This is a genomic window from Arthrobacter sp. ZGTC131 (assembly GCF_002929275.1).
GTDB lineage: Bacteria > Actinomycetota > Actinomycetes > Actinomycetales > Micrococcaceae > Arthrobacter.
Genome location: NZ_PJIK01000008.1, coordinates 69,408 through 92,882, shown reverse-complemented (window position 1 = coordinate 92,882; position 23,475 = coordinate 69,408). Strand labels below are relative to the sequence as shown.

The window sequence follows — 23,475 nt, the reverse complement described above, 5'->3', positions numbered from 1 at the left end:
TAGGCGAGGGAAAACACTGTTCGTGCGAGCAAAGTCACCGCCGGTACGCGGACGGCGGGCGCAGGGCCGAACTACGGGAGCGCGATCAGGGACGGACGGCACACGCTGTATGCACCTCCCCGCACATGCTGTGGATAACGCGCATCTGGCCTAAGCTCTAACTATGGGCGACGTTCTGATAGTCATATTGCCTGTCCTTATTCTCATGGCTGTCCTCTGGGCCCTGTCCACGGCACTGAAGCCGCGCGATAGCGGCATGTCGGACGCAGAACGCTACCAACTGGATCTGGCCAGGCGCTCACAGGCCCACTACGCCGCCCAAGTGCAGGCCGCGACGGCCGCCCGCGCCCGGGTTGATGCGGCAACCCGGCCCAGCCAGAACGAACAACAACACACCCAGCAGCAGGACCACGCCCGTGCGGCGCTTCTGATCCAGCCAGGGCTAACCGCGGGACAAGGGCAGCACTCTTTGCCGGGAGCCGTTCTGCCCGGGGGGCAGCTCAATCAGCAGTTGGCGCTACAGCTGCAGACCATGGCGCGCAACGGGCAGAAACTCCAGGCAATCAGGCTCCTGCGCCAGGCAACCCACTCCGACCTTTTGACCGCCAAGCAATACGTAGATCGGCTTTAGCACAATGGAATCGCTCGTGATCCCCCTCCTGATCCTCGTTGCCGCTGGAGTTGCAGTGGCTCTCACGGCCCGGGCCTGGAGCCGCCGGCGGCAGTCCGCCGCGCCCGCCCCGGCCCCGCCGGAGTCCGCGGAACTGGCCAAAATGGCCGCCTCCAAGCTCTCGGAGGAGGAACACCGGAAACTATATGCCCTGATTGCACAGGGCCAGGCCATGGCAGCCATCAAGCTCTACTACGAGGTGTCAGGGCAGGGCCTCCGGGCCTCGCGGGACGCTGTGGCCGCCCTGGCGGCCCACCCCCAACCCTTCCGCTCGCCGCCAGAGGCAGCCAGCGAGCCGGATGCGGACGATGACACGCCGCAGCGCTTCCCGTACCGATACAGGGCGATCGCCAGCAAGGGCGACGTCACCAGGGAAGTCAGCAGCAACATGCTGAACGACGAGATCTACGGCCGGATCCGGACCCTCGCCAAGAGCGGCAACACGGAGGCCGCGGCCACCGCGCTGACCCGGCACTCGGATATCACCATGAAGCAGGCCCGCGAGTTCATCGCACTGCTTGACGACTGAACGGCCCGCCGGGAAACCCGAGGCCATCAGAAGTCAAACAGGTCACCCAGCCAGCCTTCCTTCTTCTTGGGCTTGCGGCGGTCGTAATCGCGGTCATAACCCTTGCCGTGGCTTCGGTCATCGTACCGGGGCTGCTCACGCCGCGGTTCGTAATTCCGGTACAGGGGAGGCGGGCCCATGCCGGCCGGCGGGGCAGGCGCCGACGGCGCCATAGGGGCTGCCGGTCCCCCGGCGGCCACGCGGTCAATGATCTTGTCCAGCTCCCCGCGGTCAAGCCACACGCCCCGGCACTGGGGGCAGTAGTCGATTTCGACGCCGCTGCGTTCGCTCATGATCAGGTCTACAGAATCAACAGGACATTTCATGTCCGGCACAACGAGCGGGTGCGGGGAATAGTTCGCCGGCCCCTTGGCCTACCGTCCGCCGGAGATGCCGGCCAGCAGCTGCTCAAAGGGCAGGGATCCCAGCGGAGCCTCCTCCCGGCCCGGCTGCGCGCCCTCCAGCAGGTGGCTGAATTCACCCGCGGCACGATCGATTCGCGCGGAAAGGGGCGTGCCGCCATCGTCCGTATTGCCCCAGTCTTGGGGGCCTGCGAAGACGGCCGTCGCCGCTGTCCGCGTGCGCAGGTAGCTGAACAGCGGCCGCATGGCGTACTCGAGGACCATCTGATGGCGGTCGGTGCCGCCGGCGGCGCCCAGCAGCACCGCCTTGCCGTCCAGCGACTTGGGATCCAGGACATCCATGAAGGACTTGAAGAGCCCGCTGTAGGAGGCGCTGAAGACGGGCGTGACGGCGACGATGCCGTCCGAGGCCTCCACCGCGGCGATCGCTTCTGCAAGGCGGGGTCCCGCGTAGCCCGTGACGAAATTATTGGCAATGTCCACGGCCAGGTCACGGAGCTCGAGCACGTCCACGGCCACCTCGTAGCCGGCCGTTTCCAGCCGCTGCTTGGCTGCGGCGGCGAGCTGGTCGGCAAGCAGGCGGCTCGACGACGGCACGCCCAGGCCGGCGGACAGAACAGTGATACGGCGGGTCTCCACAGTGGTCTCCTCAGGTTCGACTGCCAGTGACAGTACATGCGTTTGCATCTACTCGCTCAACCCGGCAGGTTCCTCGTTTATTCCGCTGCGAGCCAGGGCGGCTCCAATCCGGCGGGACCGCGCTGACGCGGGCCGGCGCCGAGGGGCGTGCAGGGCCGGCCCCCGGGGCGTGCGGGGCCGGATTCGGGCGAAGTAGACTGCGCCCATGACGGAAAACAAGACACAGGTGACCGGCGCCTCGGCGGACGAATTCGTTGCCGGCGTGGAGCATCCGGTCCGCCGCCAGGACGGCCTCCGCCTGCTGGACCTCATGGTTGAACTGACCGGCCAGGAACCGGAGATGTGGGGGCCCACCATCGTGGGCTTCGGCAGGGTCCATTACAAGTACGCCACCGGTCGGGAGGGGGACATGCCCGCCGTCGGTTTTTCGCCCCGGAAGGCCAGCCTCTCGCTGTACGGACTGACCGATGCGCCGGAATCCGCAGAGCTGCTCGCCAGGCTCGGCAAGCACAAGACCGGCGCGGGATGCCTCTACATCAACAAACTCGCCGACGTGGAAGAGGCTGTGCTGGCAGAGCTGATCAGGCTCGGCTACCGCTACGGCAGCACCGTGATCCACCAGGCCTGAACCGCAGACGCCCCTGCCCTGGTTCTTTAATGCGAAAGCCCCTGCCGTCGGTTTCCCGGAGGAATCCGACGGCAGGGGCCGTCAGCAGTTCAGGACTGCGTAGCGCTCAGGCGGAAAGCCGGAACGACTACTTGCCTGCGACTACGTCGAGTTCGATCACAGCGGCAACGTCGTCGTGCAGACGGACGTTGGCCTGGTAGGAACCGACCGACTTGATGTGTGCCGGCAGTTCAACCTTGCGCTTGTCGATGCGGCCAAGGCCAGCGGCCTCAACAGCGTCGGCCACGTCGCCCTGCTTGACGGTGCCGAACAGACGGCCGCTTTCGCCAGCCTTGACGACCAGCTTCACCGGCTTAGCGGAGAGTGCAGAGGCCTGCTTCTGAGCATCTTCCAGGGAAGCGTGCTCGCGGGCAGCGCGGGCAGCCTTGATGGACTCAACCTGCTTCTCGCCACCCTTGCTCCAGGTCAGGGCGAAGTTGCGGGGCAGCAGGTAGTTACGTGCGTAACCGTCCTTGACCTCAACAACGTCGCCAGCAGCACCGAGACCGGTTACTTCGTGGGTCAGAATGAGCTTTGCCATGTTAGTTAATCCCTTCCTTAGCCGCGGCCAGCGCCGGAGTAAGGCAGCAGAGCAACTTCGCGGGCGTTCTTGATTGCCTGGGCGATCTTGCGCTGTTCCTGCACCGTGACGCCAGTGACGCGACGGGCGCGGATCTTTCCGCGGTCGGAGATGAACTTGCGCAGCAATGCTACGTCCTTGTAGTCGATGACAGTGATGTCAGCGGCCTTCAAGGGGTTGGACTTTGGTTTGGGCTTACGGAGTTCAGCCTTAGCCATCGTGGAGCTCCTATTCTATGGAGCCCGTGGATATTGATCCACGGGATGGTGGTGGTCCGACGGCGGCAGTCGCCATGGTGCCTGCGGCACCCGGGCGGTTCCGGCGTCGAACCTTTAATGTGTTGTTTTAGAAGGGAGGTTCGGAATCCGGGCCGTTGCCCCAGCCGCCGCCTGCATTGCTGACTCCGGGCGTGGCCCAAGGGTCTTCCTGCGCTGCGGGCTGGTTGCCGCCCCATGTTCCTCCGGTGTTGCCGCCCTGGCTTCCACCCTGACCGCCACCGAATCCACCGCCGCTGTTGCCTCCGCCGAAGCCACCCTGACCACCCTGACCGCCGGAGCGCTGGGTGCGGTTGACCTTGGCATTGGCGTAGCGCAGGCTCGGGCCGATTTCATCGACTTCGAGCTCGATAACGGTGCGCTTCTCGCCTTCTTTTGTTTCGTAGGAACGGCTCTTCAGGCGGCCGTTGACGATCACGCGCATGCCCTTTGTCAGGGACTCGGCGACGTTTTCGGCTGCTTCGCGCCACACCGATGCGCGGAGGAACAGGGTTTCCCCGTCCTTCCACTCATTGGACTGGCGGTCGAAGGTGCGAGGCGTGGACGCGATGGTGAAGTTCGCTACTGCCGAACCTGACGGTGTGAACCTCAGTTCGGGGTCATTGGTGAGATTACCGATGACCGTAATAGTGGTTTCGCCTGCCATCTACTGCCTCCTTGTTCGTTCCTGCGGGGTAAAGAATGAAAGCCGGGAGCTGAAATTACTCAGCAACGACCTTCTGCTCTTCGGGGCGGGTGATCTTGGTGCGCATGATGGTCTCATTGAGACTCAGCTGGCGGTCAAGTTCCTTGGCGGTTTCCGGCTTGGCGGTGAAGTTCACCACGGCGTAGATACCTTCGGACTTCTTCTTGATGTCATAGGCGAGGCGACGACGGCCCCAGATGTCAACCTTTTCGATGGTTCCACCATCGTTGGTGATGACATTCAGGAACTTCTGAAGCGACGGCTCTACGGTACGCTCTTCGACCTCGGGGTCGATGATTACCATCAATTCGTAAGGACGCATATGTGAACCCACCTCCTTTGGGCTAAGCGGTTACGGCATTTCCGTAACAGGAGGTTCATTTGCGGTGTCATGCGCACCCGGCAGCCAAAACGGAGGCAGGGCGCAGCACAGACTTCAATATCTTAGTGCATCGGAGCGGGTTTCCGCGATTCGTGCCCTGACTCGAGGCTAGCCTGATGCGGGTCCCGGCGGCAGCAACGGGGGCGGCTATGTGGATAACTCCAACCGGACGGAATACTGGAGCCATGACGATGCTGAAATCGGTGCTGCTCTTCACGCTGGCCGCCGCCGCGGAAATCGGCGGCGCCTGGCTGATCTGGCAGTCCGTGCGTGAGGACCGGGCCTGGTGGTGGGCAGGGCTCGGCGTGGTGGCCTTGGGGATCTACGGCTTCGTGGCCGCCTTTCAGCCCGACGCACATTTCGGCCGCGTGCTGGCGGCCTACGGCGGGGTCTTCATCGCGGGCTCACTGGCGTGGGGCGTGGTCCTGGACGGCTTCCGTCCGGACCGCTGGGACCTCATCGGTGCCGCGGTATGCCTGATTGGCGTGGCCGTGATCATGTTCGCCCCGCGCCAGGGCTGAGCTGCGCCGGACCAATTCCTGCGGGACGGCAAAAACCGCCTGTCCGGCGGGCCTGGGCGGCCGGCCGGACAGGCGGTCTCATGGTGGAGCAGAAACAGCCAGGCGACGAACTTACGACGCCGGCCCGGTCCCCGCGCCGACGCCTTCAGCTGCGGGAACGGCAGTATCGGCCGGGATGGGCGCGGCACCGCCCTTGCGGTAGCGCCACAGGCCGATGCCCACCACGACGGCGGCCAGCGCGAGGGACAGCAGGAGCGATTCGCGGGTGGACTCCAGGATCATCATGCCGATGATGAGGGCAACGATGCTGCCGATCGCCAGCCAGGTCAGGTAGGGGAACAGCCACATCTTCAGCGCAAGGTCCTTGGCAGCGGCTCCCATGCGGCGGCGCAGGATCAGCTGTGAGGCGGCGATCACGAGCCAGACGAACAGGGCGATGGCGCCGGACGTGTTCACCAGGAACAGGAAGACCGTGTCCGGGGCAATGTAGTTCAGCCCCACGGTGATGAAGCCGACCACCGTGGAGGCCAGCACGGCCGCAGCCGGCACGCCGCGCTTGGAAATCTTCATCCAGGACTTGGGCGCATCACCGCGGCGGGAGAGGGAGAATAGCATGCGGCTGGCCGTGTAGAGGCCGGAGTTCAGGCAGGACAGCACCGAGGTGAGCACCACGATGTCCATGATGGTGCCGGCGCCCGGAATGCCGAACAGTTCGATGACGGCAACGTACGGGCTCTTGGCGACGTTGGCGGAGTTCCACGGCAGCAGGGTGACCACGATGGCGATGGAACCGATGTAGAAGACCAGGATGCGCCACACGGTGGACTTCACGGCTTTCTTCACCGCATCCACGGGGTTTTCGGACTCGCCGGCGGCGATGGTGGCGATTTCGGCACCGAAGAAGGAAAAGACCACCACGAGGATGCCCGCCAGCACGGCTCCCGGGCCGTTGGGCAGGAAGCCGCCGTTCTCGATCAGGTTGCTGATGCCCGGGGCCGGAACGCCGGGGATCAGGCCCAGGATCGCCGCCACGCCGAAAATGAGGAACAGGACGATCGCGGCGACCTTGATGGACGCGAACCAGAATTCGAACTCACCATAGGACTTCACCGACCCCAGGTTGGTCAGCGTCAGCAGCACCATGAGCACCAGGGCCCAGAGCCACTGGTCGATGCCCGGCACCCAGCGGTGCATGATGGCTGCACCGGCGGTGGCCTCGATGCCCAGCACGATGATCCAGAACCATGCGTAGAGCCAGCCGATGCTGAAGCCGGCCCAGCGTCCCAGCGCCTTGTCGGCGTAAGTGGAGAAGGATCCGGTCTCGGGATTGGCGGCCGCCATTTCGCCCAGCATCCGCATCACCAGGATGACCACAATGCCCGCGGCCATGTAGGCAAGCAGGATGCCCGGGCCTGCCTGCTGGATTGCGGCGCCGGAGCCCACAAACAGCCCTGCGCCGATGACGCCCGCAATGGCGATCATGGACAGGTGCCGGGGTTTCAGGGACTTTGAGAGTTGCTGGTCAGCGTGCATGGATGCGCCGTCCTCTTGTTGATTTCAGGTCTTGGCATGGGTCGGGGCCGGCTTGGGATGTGTGCGGCAGACCACATGTGCGTTTCACACTAAAGGAGCCATCGGCTGGACCGGCTGTGCGATGACACAGTTTGGCGGGACCGCAAACAGCCATACTTCCAGCCACGGGCACTCGGAAGCAACAAGCGGTGTTCAAAGGGCAATTTTGTAACGGGGCTGAAATGTTCGTTCGCGCCGGTTACAGCCCCGCGGCGGTTCCGAAGAACAGCGCCGTGACCCGGGCAAGGCGGTGCGGATCCTCCACGCCGCACAGCTCTCTGGCGGAGTGCATGGACAGCAGTGGCACGCCCACGTCCACGGTCCGAATGCCCAAGCGCGTCGCGGTCAGCGGTCCAATGGTGGAGCCGCAGGGCATCACATTGTTGGAGACGAACTCCTGATAGGGAACACCGGCCTCGCCGCACAGCCGGGCCCAGAGCGCCGCGCCCGCGGCGTCCGTGGCATAGCGCTGGTTGGCATTGATTTTCAGCAGCGGTCCGCCGTTAAGAACGGGACGGTTGATGGGGTCATGCCGCTCCGCGTAGTTGGGGTGGACGGCGTGGCCGGCATCGGCCGAAACACAGAACGACGCCGCAAACGCCTGCCGCCGCTGGCTCACCGAAGCGCCCAGTCCGTCAGAAATGCGGACCAGGATGTCTTCGAGCACGGGCCCGCAGGCCCCCGAGCGCGAGGCCGAACCTATTTCCTCATGGTCGAACGCGGCCAGCACGGCGATCGGCGCCGGTTCCGGTCCGCTGGTGGAGCCTGCCGCATCCGCATGTGCGATCAGCGCCGCCAATCCGGCGTGCGTGGCCGAAAGGTTGTCCAGCCGCCCGGAGGCGAAGAACTCGCTCTTCGCCCCGAAAACCGCAGGCGGCTGCGTGTCGGCAATGACGACGTCGTACCCGCCAATCTGTTCCGGATCGATCGGCGCCGTGCCCCCGGCGGCGCCGCCTCCCTGACCGTCACTGCTGCCGGACACCCGATCGGCCAGCAGCCCAAGGAGGTCCTCGCCGTCGGGGTCACCGAGCCCGAACACCGGGTTCATGTGCTGCTGCTTGTCCAGGGTGAGGCCCTCATTCACCGCCCGGTCCAGGTGGATGGCCAGCTGCGGAAAACGCAGCAGCGGGCCGGTGGCCGTCAGGTGCTGGGTGCCGTCGAGCATGACCAGGCGCCCCGCGAGCTGCAGTTCGCGGTCCAGCCAGGAATTCAGCAGCGGCCCGCCGTAGACTTCCACGCCGGCCTGCAGCCAGCCGAACCGGCCGGTGGTCGGCTTGGGCTTGAGCTTGAAGGACGGCGAGTCGGTGTGGGCGCCCAGGATGTTGAATCCCGTGGTGGGGCCGGCGCCTGCCGGCGTCACCCACGCAATCAGCGCGCCGTCCCGGATCACGTAGAACTTACCGGCACCGGCATCCCACGGCTGCAGCTCATCCAGGCCGGTGAATCCAGCCTCCGCCAGCCGCCGGGCCCCCTCGTGAGCGGCGTGAAAGCTCGACGGCGAGGCGCTGACGTAGTCGCCCAGGTCCCGGATGTGGTCTGCGGCAGAGGTGTGGAGAGGCATGGCTCCGAGTCTAGCGCTGCGCCAGACGGGCGCCCGTGGACGGTGCAGCCCCGGACGGGTCGTCTTAGACGGTGACGTTGAGGTCCGCCGTGTAGCCGCCAGACACGGAACCGGACATGGTGGCCAGCTGGTAGATGCCGCCGTCGTCGCCGAAGACGTTGTCCGACTTCAGCGTGGTGTTGGGGAAATTCCGGGCGCTGGTCTCGTAGCCGGCGGACGCGTAGACCTCCCTGCAGACGGCGTCCGTCAGCGCGATCTGCGAGACCGCCAGGACCTGCCCCGCTGCCGTGGCATTGGTCATGGATTCGAACACTTCGAAGTGGATGTGCGGCCAGCGGCCGTTGTAGGCGCCCGGGTAGATGGTCTTGAAGGTGACCTGCCCGTTGGCGTCGGCCTCCTGCACCCCGCGGAGGTAGTTCTCGTTTTCCAGCCCGGAATCGTACAGGGAGTACTTTCCGTCCCGGTCACAGTGCCAGGCGTAGACGGCGGCGCCGGCCAGCGGAACGCAGCCGTTGGCGTTGTCCAGCAGGGTCAGCGTGACGGTCAGCGGCACGCCGTCGACCTTCGTGGTGGACGTGCCGAAGCTGGACGAGATGTCCTGCCGCACCACGCCGGACGCCTCGAGGACGTTCGGGCCGTTGGATCCGTCACCCGGGTAGGGCCCGGCCGTTTCCTGCGGGATCTCCACGCCGCACTCGGCGATTGCCCGGGTCACTGTGGGGGACGCGCTGGCGGAGGGCGCCGTCGTCGTGGCCGCCGTTCCGGCGGGCGAGGACGACGGTGTTCCGGTGGTCGCCGGCGAGCCGGAGGAACCGCCCGGCGTGCACGCCGCCAGCGCGGCCGCCGCCGTGCCGGCCCCGAGGAACATACCCAGGGAGCGTCGGGTCATCAGCGTCGAGAGGTCGAACTCGAGGCCGCGGTCGTGGTTGGGGTGGGGCTCATCCGGAGTTTGCTGCCGGCCGGGGGTGCGAGGCGAAGAAGTCATGGATCCATGAAACTCCAGCCAGCTATGGCCTGCATAGGGCAATCCTGTGCGTACCCTGTGCGCCGGCCCTGTCAATGGTTCCCAGCCAGTAGTACGGGTCAGTAGTCCGGGTTGCTGGGCGTCACCAGGCCTGTCTCATAGGCGTAAACCACGGCCTGGACCCGGTCCCGCAGGTGCAGCTTGGTGAGGATCCGCCGGACGTGGGTCTTCACCGTGGCCTCCGACAGGAAGTACCTGTGCGCGATCTCCGCGTTCGACAGGCCCTCGGACATCGCCTCGAGCATTTCGGTCTCCCGCGGAGTGAGGTCCTCCAGCAACGGATCCCGGTGGGTCGGCGAAGCGGCGGTTACGCCCGGCGCGGGCGAACCGTTGCCCCGGACGTACGTTTCCAGCAGGCGCCGGGTAATGCGGGGAGCCACGACGGCGTCGCCGCTCGCCACCACCCTGACGGCCCGGACCAGGTCGGCGGGGGCCACATCCTTGAGCAGGAAGGCCGACGCCCCTGCCTGCAGCCCGGCGAAGGCGTACTCATCGAGGTCGAAGGTGGTCAGGATGATGATCCGCGAGCCGGAGCCCGAGCCGGTGATGGCACGCGTCGCCCCGATGCCGTCGAGGACCGGCATCCGGACGTCCATGAGGACCACGTCCGGGCTGAGCTCGCGCACCCGGCCAATCGCCTCGGCACCGTCCGCGGCCTCGCCGACCACTTCAAGGTCGTCTTCGCCCTCCAGGATCAGCCGGAAGCCCATGCGAAGCAGCGGCTGATCGTCCACCAGCAGTACCCGGATCCGTCCGGCGTCGTTCATTCGTCCCCCTTGTTTCCGTTCAGTTGCAGCACGGCACGCACCCGCCAACCGCCGCTGACGGTACGGCCTGCCTCCACGGTACCGCCGTAGATCCCGGCGCGTTCCTTCATCCCCGGCAGGCCCTGTCCGGTGCCGAGCGTCGCGGTGCCGATTGTTCCGGTGCCGGCGGAGCCCTCGGAGGTGCCCCGGCCGTCGTCGATCACTTCAATGGTGACGGTGGAATCATCCCGGACCACCACGACGTCCACCCGGCTCAGCGCCCGGCCGTAGCGCAGGACGTTGGTGAGCGACTCCTGGACGATCCGGTACACGGTGAGCTGGAAGGCGGCGTCCTCCGCCAGCGCCGGACCCGTGTGCGAGTAGTGGACCGGCAGGCCAGCCGTGCGGAAGCCGTCCAGGAGCTTGGCAAGATTGTCCCCGGCGGCTAACGGCTCGCGGGGCGCCTGTCCGGCGGCCGTGTCATCACGAAGGACTCCCAGCACGCGGCGCATGTCCGCCAGGGCGGTCCGCCCGGTCCGGGACAGCTCGGCCAGCACTTCCGCGGCGCGTTCCGGATCCTTGCGGACCACGACGGCGGCCCCGTCCGACAGCGTGACCATCACGGTCAGGGAGTGTGCCACGACGTCGTGCATCTCCCGCGCTATCCGGTTCCGTTCGCTGACGGAGCCGAGTCGCGCGGCCTGGGCCGCCCAAACCGCGACTTCCTGCTCGTGCTCCCTTCGCTGGCGGACAGAGATCCCGATTCCGGTGGCGATCACGTTGGAGAGCGCGATGCTGATGCCCGCCGCAATGCTGGAGATGAGCTGGAATTCCTCCGGGGACGCCCCGGAGGCCGGCAGTTCCCGCTCCAGGGGACCCACCGCCGCGAAGAAGTACAGCAGCGCCAGCGGCGCCGTCGCGAGGGCCAGCGTGACCAGGGCGAAGCGCCTGGTGTGCACCACGGCAACCGCGTACAGGGAGAACCACAGCCCCGCCGAAACGTTGGAACCCCACGGATGCAGCAGGGTGACCGCCACTTCCACGGGCGCGATGACGGCCACCACGGGAACGGGATAACGCCGACGGAAGAACAAGGCAAGCGCTGCGCCGGCGAGCAGCGCGGGTGCCGCCCAGTCTCCGGCCGTCACGGCATCCACTGTCGTGGGCGTGACCAGCAGGACATAGCAGGCCACCACCACTGCATCCATGACGCGGGGATGGCCGTGCAGGTACCGGCGGACGCGTCCGCGCCGCCTGGCGGCGATCTCGGCGAAGGACGCGTCAGCCTGAGTGGATGACGCGTCCTTCACAGATACAGCTTCACTCATGCGATGAGCCTCAACGGATGCTCCGGACTACACGTCACGCTTCTTGAGCAGGACCATGGCCAGGACCACCGGCACCACCACCCAGGCGCCGAGCACCAGGGCGGCCTGCCAGACTTCGAGGGTCTCCGGGACGTGTTCCACGGCCGTCAGGGGGTTGATGGTGTTGCCGGGCAGGTACTTGCGGGCTTCCACGAAGAAGTCGCCCGGGATCAGCTGGAACGCAATGGGCGCCACGAAGAACAAGCCCACCAGGCTCATGATGCCCCCGGCCGAGTTGCGGATGAGGGTGCCGAGCGCCATGCCGATCGCTGCCACTGCGGCCACGTAGGCGCTGTTGACGAGCAGCAGTTTGATCGACTGCGAGCTGCCGAGGTCCAGTTTGAGGCCGTAGTTGTCCAGGATCGGCACCGACACGAGCCCTGCCACATAGGTGGACACGGCCGTCAGGACAAAGGCGCTGACCATGACCACCACGAGCTTGGCGGTGAAAGCCGGGATCCGTTTCGGGACCGCAGCAAACGTGGAGCGGGCCATTCCGGTGGTGAACTCCGAGCTCATCAGCAGCACGCCGAGGGAGCCCAGGATCAGCTGCGCGAAGGCAATGCCGGACGTGGGAACGGTCACGGCGAGGTCGCCGCCCTGGGCGGCCATGGCTTCGGCCGCCTGCGGATCGGAGGCTGCCGCGTCCGCGAACTGGCCTGTTCCCCAGGCTGACAGCGCGCCGAACCCCACCATGACCACGGCCGTGGAGGCGAGGAGGATCAGGGTGGACAGCAGCGTGCGGAACTTGATGAATTCGGAGTTCAGGACCCGAAAGAACGTGGGGCCGGGACCGATGCCCGCACCGGCAGGGCGGCCGGCGCTGCCGGAGTCCGCACCGTTTGCGGTGTGCGCTCCGCCTCGGGAAGGGGTGGAATCCAAGGTTGTTGAGCTCATGACTGGTTGCCTCCGGACTGGGCGGGAACAGGGGCTCCCGTGGTGATCAGCGAGTGGTATTCGACCTCATCCTTGGTCAGCTCCATATACGCCTCTTCAAGGCTGGCCTGGAGCGGAGTGAGCTCGTAGACCATGACCTGGTGGTCCAGGGCCGTCCGCGCAATCTGGCGCGGATCGAGGCCCTTGACCTCCAGCAGTTCGTAGTCCTGCACCTCAACGGAAACACCGGCTCCCGCGAGGGCGTGCATGAGCTGGTCGGGCCGGTCCGTGCGGACGCGCGTGCGGCTCTGCCCCTTGCCGGTGATGATGTCCTTGATGGGCGCATCGGCGATGATCTTGCCGCGGCCGATCACGATCAGGTGGTCCGCGGTCAGGGCCATCTCGCTCATGAGGTGGCTGGACAGGAACACGGTGCGGCCCTCCGAGGCCAGGAACTTGACGAGGTTGCGCACCCACACCACGCCCTCCGGGTCCAGGCCGTTGACAGGCTCATCCAGGATGATGGTCTGCGGATCGCCCAGGAGCGCGGCGGCGATGCCCAGCCGCTGCCCCATGCCGAGGGAGAAGCCCTTGACCTTCTTCCGGGCGACGTCTGCCAGGCCCGTCATCTCAATAACCTCGTGGACGCGCTTCTTGGGGATGCTGTGGGTGGCTGCCATCGCCAGCAGATGGTTGTAGGCGGAGCGGCTCGTGTGGACTGCCTTCGCGTCCAGCAGCGCCCCGATCTCGCGCAGCGGCGCGACGTGGCGGGCGAACGGTACGCCGTTCACGGTGACCGTCCCCGCCGTCGGCGTGTCCAGTCCCATGATCATGCGCATGGTGGTTGATTTGCCGGCCCCGTTGGGGCCCAGGAAGCCAGTGACCTGGCCAGCTTGGACAGTGAAGTTGACGCCGCCTACGGCGGTTTTGTCGCCGTAGACCTTCGTCAGGCCTTGTGCCTCGATCATGGAAGCGTTCCTTTGCGTAGCTGCGGGATGCTGTCTCGTGTGCACGTTCCACGCTACATACGCGGACTGCCGAATTCGCCGGTCTCAGGGATGATTCAGGGGCCAACCAGGGTAACCCCGCGTCATCCGATCGGATGAGGCACCGGGGGCTCAGCCGTCGCTGTGCGGAGAGTAGTACCGGAGCGCACCGCGCTTGAGCGTGAATTCCGCGGCCCGCACCCCCGGCATGGCTTCGCCGTCCACGGCGAGCACCAGCGGCCCCGCATCGGCCTCAACCCTCACCCGCGTGGCCTCGATCAGGTGGGTGATCCTGGAGGTTGCCACGGTGCCGGTCAGCACTGACCAAAGCATGCGGAGGCGGGCGAAGGATTCGTCCGCGGTGATCAACCGGACGTCCAACACGCCGTCGTCCAGCACCGGACGGATCAGCGGGGCGTGGTCGCGGGGATAGTAACGGCCCCGGCCGATGTACATGATCCACACCTTGTGGCGCACACCGTCCACCGTGAGCGTGATGGGTTTCTCCACCGCGAACGTCCGGAACATCGCCACCACACCGGCCAGCGGTTTGCCGAGGGCGGGCTGCAGGTGCTCGCGGCGCCGGACGAGATTGGGGTACAGCCCGATGCTGGCGGTGTTGAGCATGAGGCGCTCCACCTTTTCCGGGTCATCGGCGAGACCGCGCTCCACCGCGACGACGCCCACGTCCGCCAGTGCCGCCTCGCCGTTCCTCGCGGCCGCCACTGCTTCGATGAGGGAGGGGGTCCCGGCATCCCGGGCGAAGTGGTTCAGGGTTCCGCCGGCGAGTACCAGCAAGGGAAGGTCATGCTCGACGGCGGCGGCAGCGGCAGTGCCCACCGTCCCGTCGCCGCCCCAGACGCCCAGCGCACGGGTGCCCGGCCTTGTGGCAGCGGCCTCCACCAGGGCGGCAACGTCCTCATTAGGCGCAATCGTCGCTATATGCGCGAGTGGGAATACCTCCAGCAGGGCGGCGGAGGTTTCTTCGGTAAAAGACCCGCCCAAGGTGTTCACTGCGATGCTGAGACCTTCGCCGCGGGGGACTTCTGCCGCTCCCACGCGGCACCGCGTCGTGGATGGAAAGGGCGCCCGGACGGGCCACCATTTCCTTGTCACGAGCGCTGCCGCGGCTCCGATCGCCGAGCCGAAGAGCACGTCGGTCGGCCAGTGCGCCCCCGTATGCACCCTGGAGTATGCAACGCCGGCGGCCACGGGGGCTACGGCAGCGCCTAGGAGCGGCTGGACGAAGCCGGCCCCGAGGGCGAACGCGACGGCTGACGCCGAGTGGCCGGAGGGCATCGACGAGCTGGTTGGCTGCGGGTTCACGAATCGGAACACGGGCAGGTGTTCCGGCAGCGGCCTGGTGCGGGGCAGCAGAGTTTTGAAAACAAGGTTGGTCACCGCGGACGCAACGCCCTGGGCCAGCAGGCCGTGAAGCGCGGCGCGCCTGGTGCGGCCGGGAACGGCCGCCGCCACGGCGGCTACTCCAAACCAAAGCTTGCCCTTGTTGGCCGCGGCCGAGAGCCGCCGGAAGAAGGTGTCATGGTGCCCGCCCGGAAAGGCAGAGACGGCGCGCATCAGCGTCCGGTCCAGTCCTGCTACCCAGCCCGGTCCCCTCCGCAGCATTGTTCGCATTTCCCCACCCTACCGCCGGGTATCCCGCCGGACACGGACAGTCCGTGTGTGCGGGGGCGGGGCGCGTGCAGCGCGGAGTCCGCTACCGGAAGCTCATCGCCTGCCGGACAGCGGCTTCGCGGCCCCGGCGAGCAGCAGGGCAACCAGGATCGGCACTCCGATTGCCAGGAGCGCAAGGTGGATCCCTGTCAGGTCGCCGAGGTACCCGAGCAGCGGTGGCCCGGCCAGGAAGGCCACATAGCCGATGGTGGAAACCACCGAAACCCTTGCAGCCGCGTGCTTGGGGTCGTCCGCAGCGGCAGACATCCCCATCGGGAACGCGAGGGCGGCCCCCACTCCCCACAGTGCGGCTCCGATGGCCGCAAGCCAGATGTTGCCGGCGAAGACGAACAGCGCCAGGCCCGCCGCGGCTGCGGCCATGCTGGCGCGCAGCACTGCCACCCGTCCGTACCGGTCAATGGAGGTGCCGCCAAAGAAGCGCATTCCGGTCATGGCCAGCACAAACAGTGCGAAGAGCAGGGCACCGGTGGATTCAGAGGTTCCGAGGCCGTCCACCGCCGCTTTGGCGATCCAGTCATTGCCCGCGCCTTCGGTCAGCGTGGCGCCAAGCACCACCACTCCGATCAGGAGCGTGCGGCCGTCGCGCCAGGCGGACGGGCCGCGGGCAGGCTTGGGCTCACCCTCGGCGCGCTGCTCGGGGACGGCATGCGGCAGGAAGTAGCGCGGTGTGACGAAGGTCAGCACTGCCACTGCGGCGGCGATGACCAGCAGGTGCTGGGGCAGGCCCACACCGATGCCGGACAGCCCTGCCCCGATGAGCGCACCCACGAAGGCCCCGCCGCTGAACGCCGCATGGAACTTGGGCATGACGGTCCGGCGGAGCCGGTGCTCGACGTCGGCCCCTTCAACGTTCTGGGACACATCCCACAGCCCGATGCCGATGCCGAAGAAGAAAAGCGCCGCCGCCGTGGCGGGAACGGACTCCGCCAGCAGCGCAAGCGCGATGCCCACGCCCGCAAGCGAGGCGAGGAATCCGCTGGCGCGGACGCTGTTGGCGGTGCCGATCCGGTTGATCACCAGCCCCGCGGTGGGCAGGGCGATCAGCGAACCCACTGCCGTGCACAGCAGGAGCGTCCCCATCTGGCCGGACGATATGTGCAGGATCTCCGTGACTGCCGGAATGCGGGCGGCCCAGCTGGCAAACACCAGGCCGTTGGCGCCGAAAATGATGAAGGTCGCCGCCGCTGCGGCGGAAACCCTGCGGTCGGCGAGCTGCTGCGTGGACGTCATTGGACAACTCTATCGATGCCCCGCGGGTTGGCCTGCCCAAACCCCCGAGGCTCTCCCACTTCCCGCATTAAAAACGCCAACGCTCTCCCGCCGGTGGAAGAGCGTTGGCGCAAAAACGTGCAGGAGTGAGCGATGCGGGTTTAGCGGGCGCGCTGCACGCGTTTCTCGTCCCACACCGGCTCGGCGGATTCGTACACCCGGCCGTCGGAGCCGAACACCAGGAAGCGGTCGAAGGTCCGGGCAAACCAGCGGTCATGCGTGACCGCCAGGACGGTTCCCTCGAAGTGGTCGATCGCCCGCTCCAGCGCCTCGGCGGAGTGCAGGTCCAGGTTGTCCGTGGGCTCGTCGAGCAGCAGCAGCGTGGCCCCGGACAGCTGCAGCAGCAGGATCTGGAAGCGGGCCTGCTGGCCGCCGGAAAGGGATTCGTACTTCTGCTCCGACTGTCCCGCCAGCCCGTAGCCGTCCAGGGCACCGGCCGCGGCCTCACGGCCTAGGCCGGAGCGGTGCTCGTCCCCGCGGTGCAGGATGTCCAGCAGCGTGCGGTTCAGCAGATCGGGGCGGACGTGGGTCTGCGCAAAGAATCCCGGGCGGATGCGGGCGCCGAGTTTCACGGTCCCCTCGTGCGGTACCTCGGCGATTTCGACGTCGGACACCGGCAGGTGTTCGCGTTCCGGATCGGTGCCCCCGGTGGCGAGCAGGCGCAGGAAGTGGGACTTTCCGGAGCCGTTGGAACCCAGCACGCCCACACGGTCGCCAAACCAGATCTCGGTGGAGAAGGGCTTCATGAGGCCGGTCAGCTCGAGCCCTTCGGCCACCACGGCGCGCTTGGCGGTGCGCCCGCCCTTGAGGCGCATCTGCACGTTCTGCTCGATGGGCAGCGCCTCCGGGGGCCCGATTTCCAGGAACTTCGCCAGGCGGGTCTGCGCGGCGTGGTACCGGTTGGCCATGTCAGAACGGAACGCCGCCTTGTTCTTGTACATGTTGACGAGTTCCTTGAGCTTCACGTGCTCCTCGTCCCAGCGTTTGCGCAGCTCTTCGAAGCGGGCGTTGCGGTCCGCCCGGGCTTCCACATAGGAGCCGAAGCCGCCGCCGTGGATCCAGGCGCCGGCGCCGTTGATGCCCGGCTCCAGGGTGACGATGCGCCCCGCGGCGTTGTTCAGCAGCTCGCGGTCGTGGCTGATGAAGAACACTGTCTTCTTGGAGTCGTTGAGCTTGCCTTCCAGCCAGCGTTTGCCGGGGACGTCCAGGTAGTTGTCCGGTTCGTCCAGGAGCAGCAGCTCGTCGGGGCCGGCGAACAGCGCCTCCAGCACCAGGCGCTTCTGCTCGCCGCCGGAAAGGCTCGACGCCGGGCGGTGCTGCGCGCGGTCAAACGGCAGTCCCAGCGCGGCCATGCAGACTTCGTCCCACACGGTCTCGACGTCGTAGCCGCCGGCATCTCCCCAGTCCACGATCGCCTGGGCGTACCGCATCTGGGTGGGTTCGTCGTCGTGCTCAATCATGGCGAGCTCCGCGTCGTCGACGGCACGGGCAGCGGCGGCCAGGGCAGGCGGGGCGGCGGACACCAGGAGGTCTTTGACGGTGGAATCGTCCCGAACCTGGCCGACGAACTGGCGCATGATGCCCATGTTCCCGGAGCGGCCGATGACACCCTCGTCAGGGGTGAGGTCACCGGCGATGATGCGGAACAGGGTGGTCTTGCCCGTGCCGTTCGGCCCGATGAGCGCCGTCTTGGTGCCGTCCGGGACCTTGAACGTCACCCCGTTCAGCAGCTGGGTGCCGTCGGAGAGGAAGTAGTCAATGCCGGAAACGTCAATATGGGCCACGCCGTCCATCTTCCCACGGCGGCCGCCCGTGCCCTTATCCGGGCCCTCTCAGCTGGCCGCTGCCAGGAACTTCTTCAGCAGCGGGCCGGACGTTGTGGCGCCGAGTCCGCCTTCTTCCACGAAGACGGCCACGGCCAGATCGCCATGAACAGCGATGATCCAGGCGTGGGTCTTTGGCGGAGTGGCGTTGCCGAACTCTGCCGTGCCGGTCTTGGCGCCCACAGGTTCACCCGCAATCTCGGCCAGGAAGCCGGCGTGGCCGGACGTCACCACTGCGCGCATCATGTCGGCGAGCGAGGCGGCCTCCGCTTTGTTGATCGGCGTTTCAACGGCTTTCGCCGGCGCCTCAGCAGTGACGGTCGACGACGGCGACCCGCCTTCCGCTGGCTGTGTTCCTGCCGCTCCACTGGCCGAGGGTGATGCGCCCGGAGCGGCCTCCTGGACCAGCACCGGCGAAACCGGCGAACCCTTCGCGACGGAGCCGGCCATGATGGCTGCGGCCAGCGGGGACATCAGAACCTTGCCCTGCCCGATCATGGCCGCGGCGTGGTCGGTGCCCTCGGCCTCGCCCGGGACGGAACCAAGGAAGGCGTCGGCGCCCAGCTTCGGGGCCTCAACGGCAACGCCGAGCGACGTTGCCGCTGATTCCAGCTGGGCCTGCGTTACTTTGTCCCGCACCGAGATGAAGGCTGTGTTGCACGAGTGCGCAAACGCGTCGCGGAGCGTGACGGAACCGAGCGAATCGGCGGGGTATCCCTCGGCGTTCTTGAACTTCCGTCCGTCCACGGTGAGGGTGGGCGTGCATTGCACCTTTGAATCGGGGGTGAACCCGTTGCGCAGCATGGCCAGCGAATCCACCACCTTGAACGTGGAGCCCGGCGCATACTGACCCAGCATGGCGGTGTTGTACCCGTTGCTGCCGGGGCCGGATGCTGCGGCCAGCACGGCTCCGGTGGACGGGCGGAGCGCCACGATCGCGGACGCAGGCTTGACGTCGGCGAGGGTGTCTTCGGCGAGCTGCTGCAGTTTGAGGTCGAGGGTGGTCTTCAGGGCTGTCCCCGGGGTTGCCTGGACCTCGAATACCGTGCGGCGCGGATCGGCGGGTGCGGCCTGGATTTCCTCTTGGGTGAGATCCGCGCGCTGCACCCGGACCACGGTGCCGTCAGTGCCCCTGAGCTGGGCGTCGTACTGCTGCTGCAATCCGCCGGTTCCGATGACATCGCCGGCGGTCAGGGCGCCGTCGGACTTTTCAATCTGCTCCGCGCTAGCCTCGCCCACGGTGCCAAGCACGGCCCGGGCGAAGTTCCGCGTGGGGGCGAGGGGCAACTTGTCCTGGATGGCCCGGCCGCCCGGAATGGCCTCGATTTCCGCATCAGTGACGGTGCGGTTGCTGGTGTCCCGGAGAGTGATGGCCGGAACGAAGGCCTCAGCCCCGGACGCTTCCACCTGCTGAACGTAAGCGGCCGGATCAATGCCCACCAGCTTGGCCAGCTTGGTGGCGGAATCGGCGGCGTCAGCAGTTCCAAGCTGCGGCTTGTCGATGCCTACGTTGACCACGGGACGGTAGGTGACCAACTGGGTGTCCTGCGCGCCAAGGATGTCGGCGCGCTGCGGGGACTGTGTGGACTTGCTGAGGATCTCGCCTTCGGCAAGATCGGGCACCAGCATCCCGGGCGACCAGATGGTCAGCCACTTGTCTCCTGATTTCCGCATGTCCGCTGAAACGGTGTACTTCCACTCGCCGGAAGCGATCTTCCAGCTGTAGTTGAGCGGGACGCGCGCGGTGTCGCCGTCGAGCTGCAACTCGCCCGACTCCACAGACGGCTTCTCGGGTTCGAGTGCCTTGAAGACCTGGTGCAGCTGGTCGTTCGCCACGCCGGAGTCACGGCCGTCGAACGCCACGGGACGGAGGTCCAGCCCGGCGACGGCCGAGGCGAGCTGCTTCGCCGCGGCTTCGGCCCCGCCGCGACCGTCGTCGCACGCCACCAGGGAGGCGCCGAAAATCAGACCAATAAGGGCAAGTGAAAGTTTTTTAGAGTTCCCCACCGCGCTATTATGCCCCTTTCCCGGGACCCGTGGCGGTCACATGAGCCCAGCCCAAGACGTGAACGGGCACTCAAGCCCCCACCCCGGAGCGCGAACGGGCACTTAACGCCCGAGCCCGGAGCGCGAGGGTGACCGGCCACTCAAAGGCCCAGGGCAGGCACATCCAGGCCGAATATGTCCTTAAGCGCTTGTTTCGCGGCGTGGAAGCCCGGCATGCCTGTCACTCCGGGGCCGGGCGGCGTGGAAGACGAACACAGGTAAACCCCGCCTGCCGGTGTGCGCCAGGGAACCGGTGACACGGCCGGCCGCTGCAGCAGCCCGCGGATGTCCAGCAGGCCGGCGCTGAAGTCCCCGCCGATGTAGTTCTGGTTGTAGGCGGCCAGCCCTGCGGCCGTGGTCACCTTGGACCGGATCACGAGGTCCCGGAATCCCGGGGCGAAGCGTTCCAGCTGGTCCATGACGGCTTTGCCCATATCAACGGTGGACCCGGCGGGAACGTGGCAATAACTCCACAGGATATGCCGGCCGCGCGGTGCCCTGGTGGAGTCAACCAGGGACGGCTGCGACGCGAGGACATAGGGCCGCTCCGGGTGCTTCCCCTGGGCGACGTCCGCTTCGGCCTGGGCAATCTCCGCACGTGTCCCGCCGACGTGGACCGTGCCGGCATTTTCCAGCCCGGGCCCGGCCCACGGGACCGGCCCGGACAGGATGAAGTCCACCTTGCACGCGCCGTTGCCGAAGCGGAACGCGTCCAATGTGCGGAGATATCCCGCCGGCAGCCGGGCTCCGGCGATACGTGCCAGGGCCGGCGGGGCCACGTCCAGCAGCACGGCCTTCGCGGGTTGCAGCTCTGAGAGCGATGAAACCGGGAAATCCGTTTCAATCACGCCACCGTGAGCCTCGATGTCGGCGGCCATGGCAGCGGCAATCGCCGATGACCCGCCCACGGGTATGGGCCAGCCTCCCGCATGGGCCAGCGCATTAAGCAGGAGGCCCGCGCCGGCCGACGCGGGGGAAGGCAGCCGGGACACGGCGTGGGCCGCCACTCCCGTGAGCAGGGCCGGTGCCCGGTCTTCCCTAAAACGGAGGTTCCACAGCGGCGACCCCTGCTCCAGCGTCCGGAGGCCCATGGTGGCGGCCGCCAGTGGCCGGCGCGGAACACGCAGCAGCTGATCCGATGTCGTTTCCACAATGCCGTCAATGTGCCGCAGGAGCGGAGCCATGAGCCGGCGGTAGGCATGGCCGTCGTGCCCCAGTTCGTCTGCCGTCCGGTCCAGCGACCGGTAAGCCAGGGCTGACCGGCCGCGGTCCAGCGGCGATCCGAACTGCACGGGGGGAAGCTTCAGTTCGATCCGGCGCGGCAGCTCGAAGGCCCGGAAGAAAGGTGAGGCAAGCGCCATGGGATGCACGGCGGAGCAGACGTCATGCCAGTGGCCCTCCTCAATGACCTCGGAGGTCCGGGTTCCGCCGCCAATGTCCGGGGCCGCCTCGTAGACATGCACCTTCAACCCGGCCCGGGCCATCACGACCGCGGCTGCGAGCCCGTTGGGGCCGGACCCGACGACGGCGACGTCAGCCACAGCGGGAGACCGCCCGCCAAGGCACCACGGACGCGGACGGGCGCAGCAGATCCACTCGGATCCAGTCACGGGCGTTGTTGAACGGCCCGCCGTGCGGATCGTCCATGGAGTGCCGGCGGATCGGATCGTACTGCGGGTCCCAGATATCCCAGGAAACGCGCAGCATCAAATATGCAGTGGCGAGCATATGTGCCGCGACGGCCAGGACGTAGTAGGGCATATCGATGTTGTGCTGTGAAACGCCGCCGCTGGTCACTTGGCCAAGATACATCCAGATCGCAGCCCAGTGCAGCCCTTCGATGCCCTGCCAGATGAGGAAGTCCCGCCATCTCGGCCGTGCCAGTGCCAGCAGGGGGACCAGCCAGATCACGAACTGCGGGGAGTACACCTTGTTGGTAAGGATGAAGGCCGCAACGATCAGGAAGGCCAGTTGTGCCAGCCGCGGCCGCCGGGATGCCGTCAGCGCCAGCACGGCGATAAGGACGCAGGCCAGAAGGAATACGTTCAGCGCAAGCGTGTTGATGGCCTCGGGCGTGAGGATAGTCCACCGCAGGCGTTCAGCCACCAGGTTGTAGGCGAACCAAGGCGAACTGAACCCGGCCGGGCGGTCCTGCGTGAACTCGAAGAAGTATTTCCAGCCGGCGGGGTCCCGAGCCGCAAAGGGCAGGTTAACGGCGAGCCACGCCAGGGTGGCAGCCACCGCAGTGACCAGGAGGGCGCGGATCTTCCCGGTGCGCAGGGCCAACAGGAAGATCGCGCCGAAGACGAGGACGGGGTAGAGCTTCGTGGCCGTCCCCAGGCCGATCAGGAGTCCAGCGAGAACCAGCCGCTCCCGGGAAAAGAAATACATGCCGAGTGCCAGCAGGGCCACGGCCCACATGTCCCAATTGATCACGCCGGCGAGGACGATTCCCGGCGCCAAGGCCACCATGGCCGCGTCCCAGGGGCGCCTCCGGGTCATCCGTGCCGTTGCCAGGACGGTCACGATCCAGACAGCAGCGATCAGGGTTGCATTGACGTCGAAGTAGCCGAGGATCCGGGCATCGGTCACGCCCTGGCCCGGGACCAGCATGGCCGTGATTCCGGCGATGAGCCCCATGAGCACGGGGTACTCAAACAGCGCGCCCGGAGTGACAAACGGGAAGGCTCCATCGCCGATCCCGCGGTTGCGGAACAGCTCCGGAAAATCGGAGTAGCACGTGGAGTAGAACTGGGAGGGCGTCTCCCAGCCGTTGGCCCGGCAGTAATCCTTGATGGCGATTCCCAGCAGGGCGGCCAGGACGGTGAGGATGATGAGCACGCGCTCCACCGTGAAGAAACCGGGGGAGACGATCCCCGGCGCCGAGCGGTGGCCCATGGGCCCGCCGATCAGTTCGGTGAAGTTCCGCAGGAACCGGTCGCTGCGGCTTGGAACGACGAGGCGCGCCCGCTTCCGATGGGGCGGCGTCTGTGTCTCCTGCATGTGTTTGAGCTTACCGGTGGACATGCAGGGCGCGGCGAAGCTAGGTCCTCGGAACCGGTGGAGTTGAACAGCGCCCGTAAGCAAGGCGAGAGCCCGCGCGTAGCCGCGCGGGCTCCCTGCGGAGTGTGCCGGGCAAGGCCATCCATCAGCTTCTCCTT

General features: G+C 66.9%; 23 protein-coding genes. 4 read left to right on the top strand and 19 right to left on the bottom strand.

The window, feature by feature from the left end; all coding sequences use genetic code 11:
- Positions 1-163: 163 nt before the first annotated feature.
- Entirely contained in the window at positions 164-631 is a 468-nt protein-coding gene (locus CXQ90_RS11730) for a hypothetical protein (protein WP_104139327.1), read from the top strand.
- A 4-nt stretch (positions 632-635) separates the two neighbouring features.
- Positions 636-1,199 (top strand): hypothetical protein, encoded by a 564-nt coding sequence (locus CXQ90_RS11725; protein ID WP_104139325.1) that lies wholly within the window; start codon positions 636-638, stop codon positions 1,197-1,199.
- Between the two features lie 26 nt (positions 1,200-1,225).
- Here CXQ90_RS11725 and CXQ90_RS11720 read toward each other — a convergent pair whose 3' ends face one another.
- Together CXQ90_RS11720 and CXQ90_RS11715 are read right to left on the bottom strand one after the other, a co-directional pair.
- Positions 1,226-1,564 carry a zf-TFIIB domain-containing protein gene (locus tag CXQ90_RS11720; protein WP_104139324.1) on the bottom strand — a complete coding sequence of 113 codons (339 nt, stop codon included), beginning with the start codon at positions 1,562-1,564 and terminating at the stop codon, positions 1,226-1,228.
- A 48-nt stretch (positions 1,565-1,612) separates the two neighbouring features.
- Positions 1,613-2,239: an FMN reductase gene (locus CXQ90_RS11715; RefSeq protein ID WP_104139490.1), complete on the bottom strand. Its 627-nt coding sequence runs from the start codon at positions 2,237-2,239 to the stop codon at positions 1,613-1,615.
- 205 nt (positions 2,240-2,444) lie between these two features.
- On the opposite strand from CXQ90_RS11715, the gene CXQ90_RS11710 reads away from it, so the two are divergent.
- The gene (locus CXQ90_RS11710) at positions 2,445-2,867 is read left to right on the top strand and encodes a DUF1801 domain-containing protein (protein WP_104139322.1); all 423 of its coding nucleotides are present in this window, start codon (positions 2,445-2,447) and stop codon (positions 2,865-2,867) included.
- 127 nt (positions 2,868-2,994) lie between these two features.
- Here CXQ90_RS11710 and rplI read toward each other — a convergent pair whose 3' ends face one another.
- From rplI to rpsF, 4 genes are all read right to left on the bottom strand, one after another.
- Entirely contained in the window at positions 2,995-3,447 is a 453-nt protein-coding gene (gene rplI / locus CXQ90_RS11705; RefSeq protein ID WP_104139320.1) for a 50S ribosomal protein L9, read from the bottom strand.
- A gap of 17 nt (positions 3,448-3,464) precedes the next feature.
- Positions 3,465-3,704: a 30S ribosomal protein S18 gene (gene rpsR / locus CXQ90_RS11700; protein ID WP_003800144.1), complete on the bottom strand. Its 240-nt coding sequence runs from the start codon at positions 3,702-3,704 to the stop codon at positions 3,465-3,467.
- A gap of 127 nt (positions 3,705-3,831) precedes the next feature.
- A complete protein-coding gene (locus CXQ90_RS11695; protein ID WP_104139319.1) occupies positions 3,832-4,407 on the bottom strand; it encodes a single-stranded DNA-binding protein in 576 nt (191 codons plus the stop codon).
- Between the two features lie 55 nt (positions 4,408-4,462).
- Positions 4,463-4,768: a 30S ribosomal protein S6 gene (gene rpsF, locus CXQ90_RS11690; RefSeq protein ID WP_015939036.1), complete on the bottom strand. Its 306-nt coding sequence runs from the start codon at positions 4,766-4,768 to the stop codon at positions 4,463-4,465.
- A 245-nt stretch (positions 4,769-5,013) separates the two neighbouring features.
- Here rpsF and CXQ90_RS11685 point away from each other — a divergent pair, with 245 nt between their 5' ends.
- Complete coding sequence (locus tag CXQ90_RS11685; protein ID WP_104139317.1) at positions 5,014-5,349, top strand: YnfA family protein; 336 nt, start codon at positions 5,014-5,016, stop codon at positions 5,347-5,349.
- A 111-nt stretch (positions 5,350-5,460) separates the two neighbouring features.
- Here CXQ90_RS11685 and CXQ90_RS11680 read toward each other — a convergent pair whose 3' ends face one another.
- From CXQ90_RS11680 to CXQ90_RS11620, 13 genes are all read right to left on the bottom strand, one after another.
- Positions 5,461-6,882: an amino acid permease gene (locus CXQ90_RS11680; protein WP_104139315.1), complete on the bottom strand. Its 1,422-nt coding sequence runs from the start codon at positions 6,880-6,882 to the stop codon at positions 5,461-5,463.
- 238 nt (positions 6,883-7,120) lie between these two features.
- A complete protein-coding gene (locus CXQ90_RS11675; RefSeq protein WP_104139313.1) occupies positions 7,121-8,482 on the bottom strand; it encodes a M18 family aminopeptidase in 1,362 nt (453 codons plus the stop codon).
- Positions 8,483-8,546: 64 nt separating this feature from the next.
- Positions 8,547-9,467 (bottom strand): intradiol ring-cleavage dioxygenase, encoded by a 921-nt coding sequence (locus CXQ90_RS11670; RefSeq protein ID WP_104139312.1) that lies wholly within the window; start codon positions 9,465-9,467, stop codon positions 8,547-8,549.
- 98 nt (positions 9,468-9,565) lie between these two features.
- Positions 9,566-10,273 (bottom strand): response regulator transcription factor, encoded by a 708-nt coding sequence (locus CXQ90_RS11665; RefSeq protein WP_104139310.1) that lies wholly within the window; start codon positions 10,271-10,273, stop codon positions 9,566-9,568.
- The gene (locus CXQ90_RS11660; RefSeq protein ID WP_104139309.1) at positions 10,270-11,580 is read right to left on the bottom strand and encodes a sensor histidine kinase; all 1,311 of its coding nucleotides are present in this window, start codon (positions 11,578-11,580) and stop codon (positions 10,270-10,272) included. The genes CXQ90_RS11665 and CXQ90_RS11660 overlap by 4 nt, the downstream gene beginning before the upstream one ends.
- 27 nt (positions 11,581-11,607) lie before the next feature.
- Positions 11,608-12,516, bottom strand: coding sequence for an ABC transporter permease (locus CXQ90_RS11655; RefSeq protein WP_181038539.1), 909 nt, complete (start codon positions 12,514-12,516; stop codon positions 11,608-11,610).
- A complete protein-coding gene (locus CXQ90_RS11650; protein ID WP_104139307.1) occupies positions 12,513-13,463 on the bottom strand; it encodes an ABC transporter ATP-binding protein in 951 nt (316 codons plus the stop codon). Before CXQ90_RS11650 ends, CXQ90_RS11655 begins: the two co-directional genes overlap by 4 nt.
- A 150-nt stretch (positions 13,464-13,613) precedes the next feature.
- Complete coding sequence (locus tag CXQ90_RS11645; protein ID WP_104139306.1) at positions 13,614-15,116, bottom strand: bifunctional phosphatase PAP2/diacylglycerol kinase family protein; 1,503 nt, start codon at positions 15,114-15,116, stop codon at positions 13,614-13,616.
- 93 nt (positions 15,117-15,209) lie between these two features.
- Positions 15,210-16,406, bottom strand: coding sequence for an MFS transporter (locus tag CXQ90_RS11640; protein WP_104139305.1), 1,197 nt, complete (start codon positions 16,404-16,406; stop codon positions 15,210-15,212).
- Between the two features lie 140 nt (positions 16,407-16,546).
- On the bottom strand, positions 16,547-18,229 hold the full coding sequence (locus CXQ90_RS11635; protein WP_104139487.1) for an ABC-F family ATP-binding cassette domain-containing protein: 1,683 nt from the start codon (positions 18,227-18,229) through the stop codon (positions 16,547-16,549).
- Positions 18,230-18,277: 48 nt separating this feature from the next.
- Positions 18,278-20,275, bottom strand: a complete 1,998-nt coding sequence (locus CXQ90_RS11630; RefSeq protein WP_104139303.1) for a penicillin-binding transpeptidase domain-containing protein — start codon at positions 20,273-20,275, stop codon at positions 18,278-18,280.
- Between the two features lie 140 nt (positions 20,276-20,415).
- A complete protein-coding gene (locus CXQ90_RS11625; protein WP_104139302.1) occupies positions 20,416-21,855 on the bottom strand; it encodes an NAD(P)/FAD-dependent oxidoreductase in 1,440 nt (479 codons plus the stop codon).
- Positions 21,848-23,317 (bottom strand): glycosyltransferase family 87 protein, encoded by a 1,470-nt coding sequence (locus tag CXQ90_RS11620; protein WP_104139486.1) that lies wholly within the window; start codon positions 23,315-23,317, stop codon positions 21,848-21,850. The genes CXQ90_RS11625 and CXQ90_RS11620 overlap by 8 nt, the downstream gene beginning before the upstream one ends.
- Positions 23,318-23,475 lie beyond the last annotated feature (158 nt).

What these genes read in the sequence shown, in the direction of transcription:
- CXQ90_RS11730 (WP_104139327.1), top strand. Translation starts at nt 164, where the DNA reads ATGGGCGACGTTCTGATAGTCATATTGCCTGTCCTTATTCTCATGGCT.
- CXQ90_RS11725 (WP_104139325.1), top strand. Translation starts at nt 636, where the DNA reads ATGGAATCGCTCGTGATCCCCCTCCTGATCCTCGTTGCCGCTGGAGTT.
- CXQ90_RS11720 (WP_104139324.1), bottom strand. Translation starts at nt 1,564, where the DNA reads ATGAAATGTCCTGTTGATTCTGTAGACCTGATCATGAGCGAACGCAGC.
- CXQ90_RS11710 (WP_104139322.1), top strand. Translation starts at nt 2,445, where the DNA reads ATGACGGAAAACAAGACACAGGTGACCGGCGCCTCGGCGGACGAATTC.
- rplI (WP_104139320.1), bottom strand. Translation starts at nt 3,447, where the DNA reads ATGGCAAAGCTCATTCTGACCCACGAAGTAACCGGTCTCGGTGCTGCT.
- rpsR (WP_003800144.1), bottom strand. Translation starts at nt 3,704, where the DNA reads ATGGCTAAGGCTGAACTCCGTAAGCCCAAACCAAAGTCCAACCCCTTG.
- CXQ90_RS11695 (WP_104139319.1), bottom strand. Translation starts at nt 4,407, where the DNA reads ATGGCAGGCGAAACCACTATTACGGTCATCGGTAATCTCACCAATGAC.
- rpsF (WP_015939036.1), bottom strand. Translation starts at nt 4,768, where the DNA reads ATGCGTCCTTACGAATTGATGGTAATCATCGACCCCGAGGTCGAAGAG.
- CXQ90_RS11685 (WP_104139317.1), top strand. Translation starts at nt 5,014, where the DNA reads ATGACGATGCTGAAATCGGTGCTGCTCTTCACGCTGGCCGCCGCCGCG.
- CXQ90_RS11680 (WP_104139315.1), bottom strand. Translation starts at nt 6,882, where the DNA reads ATGCACGCTGACCAGCAACTCTCAAAGTCCCTGAAACCCCGGCACCTG.
- CXQ90_RS11675 (WP_104139313.1), bottom strand. Translation starts at nt 8,482, where the DNA reads ATGCCTCTCCACACCTCTGCCGCAGACCACATCCGGGACCTGGGCGAC.
- CXQ90_RS11670 (WP_104139312.1), bottom strand. Translation starts at nt 9,467, where the DNA reads ATGACTTCTTCGCCTCGCACCCCCGGCCGGCAGCAAACTCCGGATGAG.
- CXQ90_RS11665 (WP_104139310.1), bottom strand. Translation starts at nt 10,273, where the DNA reads ATGAACGACGCCGGACGGATCCGGGTACTGCTGGTGGACGATCAGCCG.
- CXQ90_RS11660 (WP_104139309.1), bottom strand. Translation starts at nt 11,580, where the DNA reads ATGAGTGAAGCTGTATCTGTGAAGGACGCGTCATCCACTCAGGCTGAC.
- CXQ90_RS11655 (WP_181038539.1), bottom strand. Translation starts at nt 12,516, where the DNA reads ATGAGCTCAACAACCTTGGATTCCACCCCTTCCCGAGGCGGAGCGCAC.
- CXQ90_RS11650 (WP_104139307.1), bottom strand. Translation starts at nt 13,463, where the DNA reads ATGATCGAGGCACAAGGCCTGACGAAGGTCTACGGCGACAAAACCGCC.
- CXQ90_RS11645 (WP_104139306.1), bottom strand. Translation starts at nt 15,116, where the DNA reads ATGCGAACAATGCTGCGGAGGGGACCGGGCTGGGTAGCAGGACTGGAC.
- CXQ90_RS11640 (WP_104139305.1), bottom strand. Translation starts at nt 16,406, where the DNA reads ATGACGTCCACGCAGCAGCTCGCCGACCGCAGGGTTTCCGCCGCAGCG.
- CXQ90_RS11620 (WP_104139486.1), bottom strand. Translation starts at nt 23,317, where the DNA reads ATGCAGGAGACACAGACGCCGCCCCATCGGAAGCGGGCGCGCCTCGTC.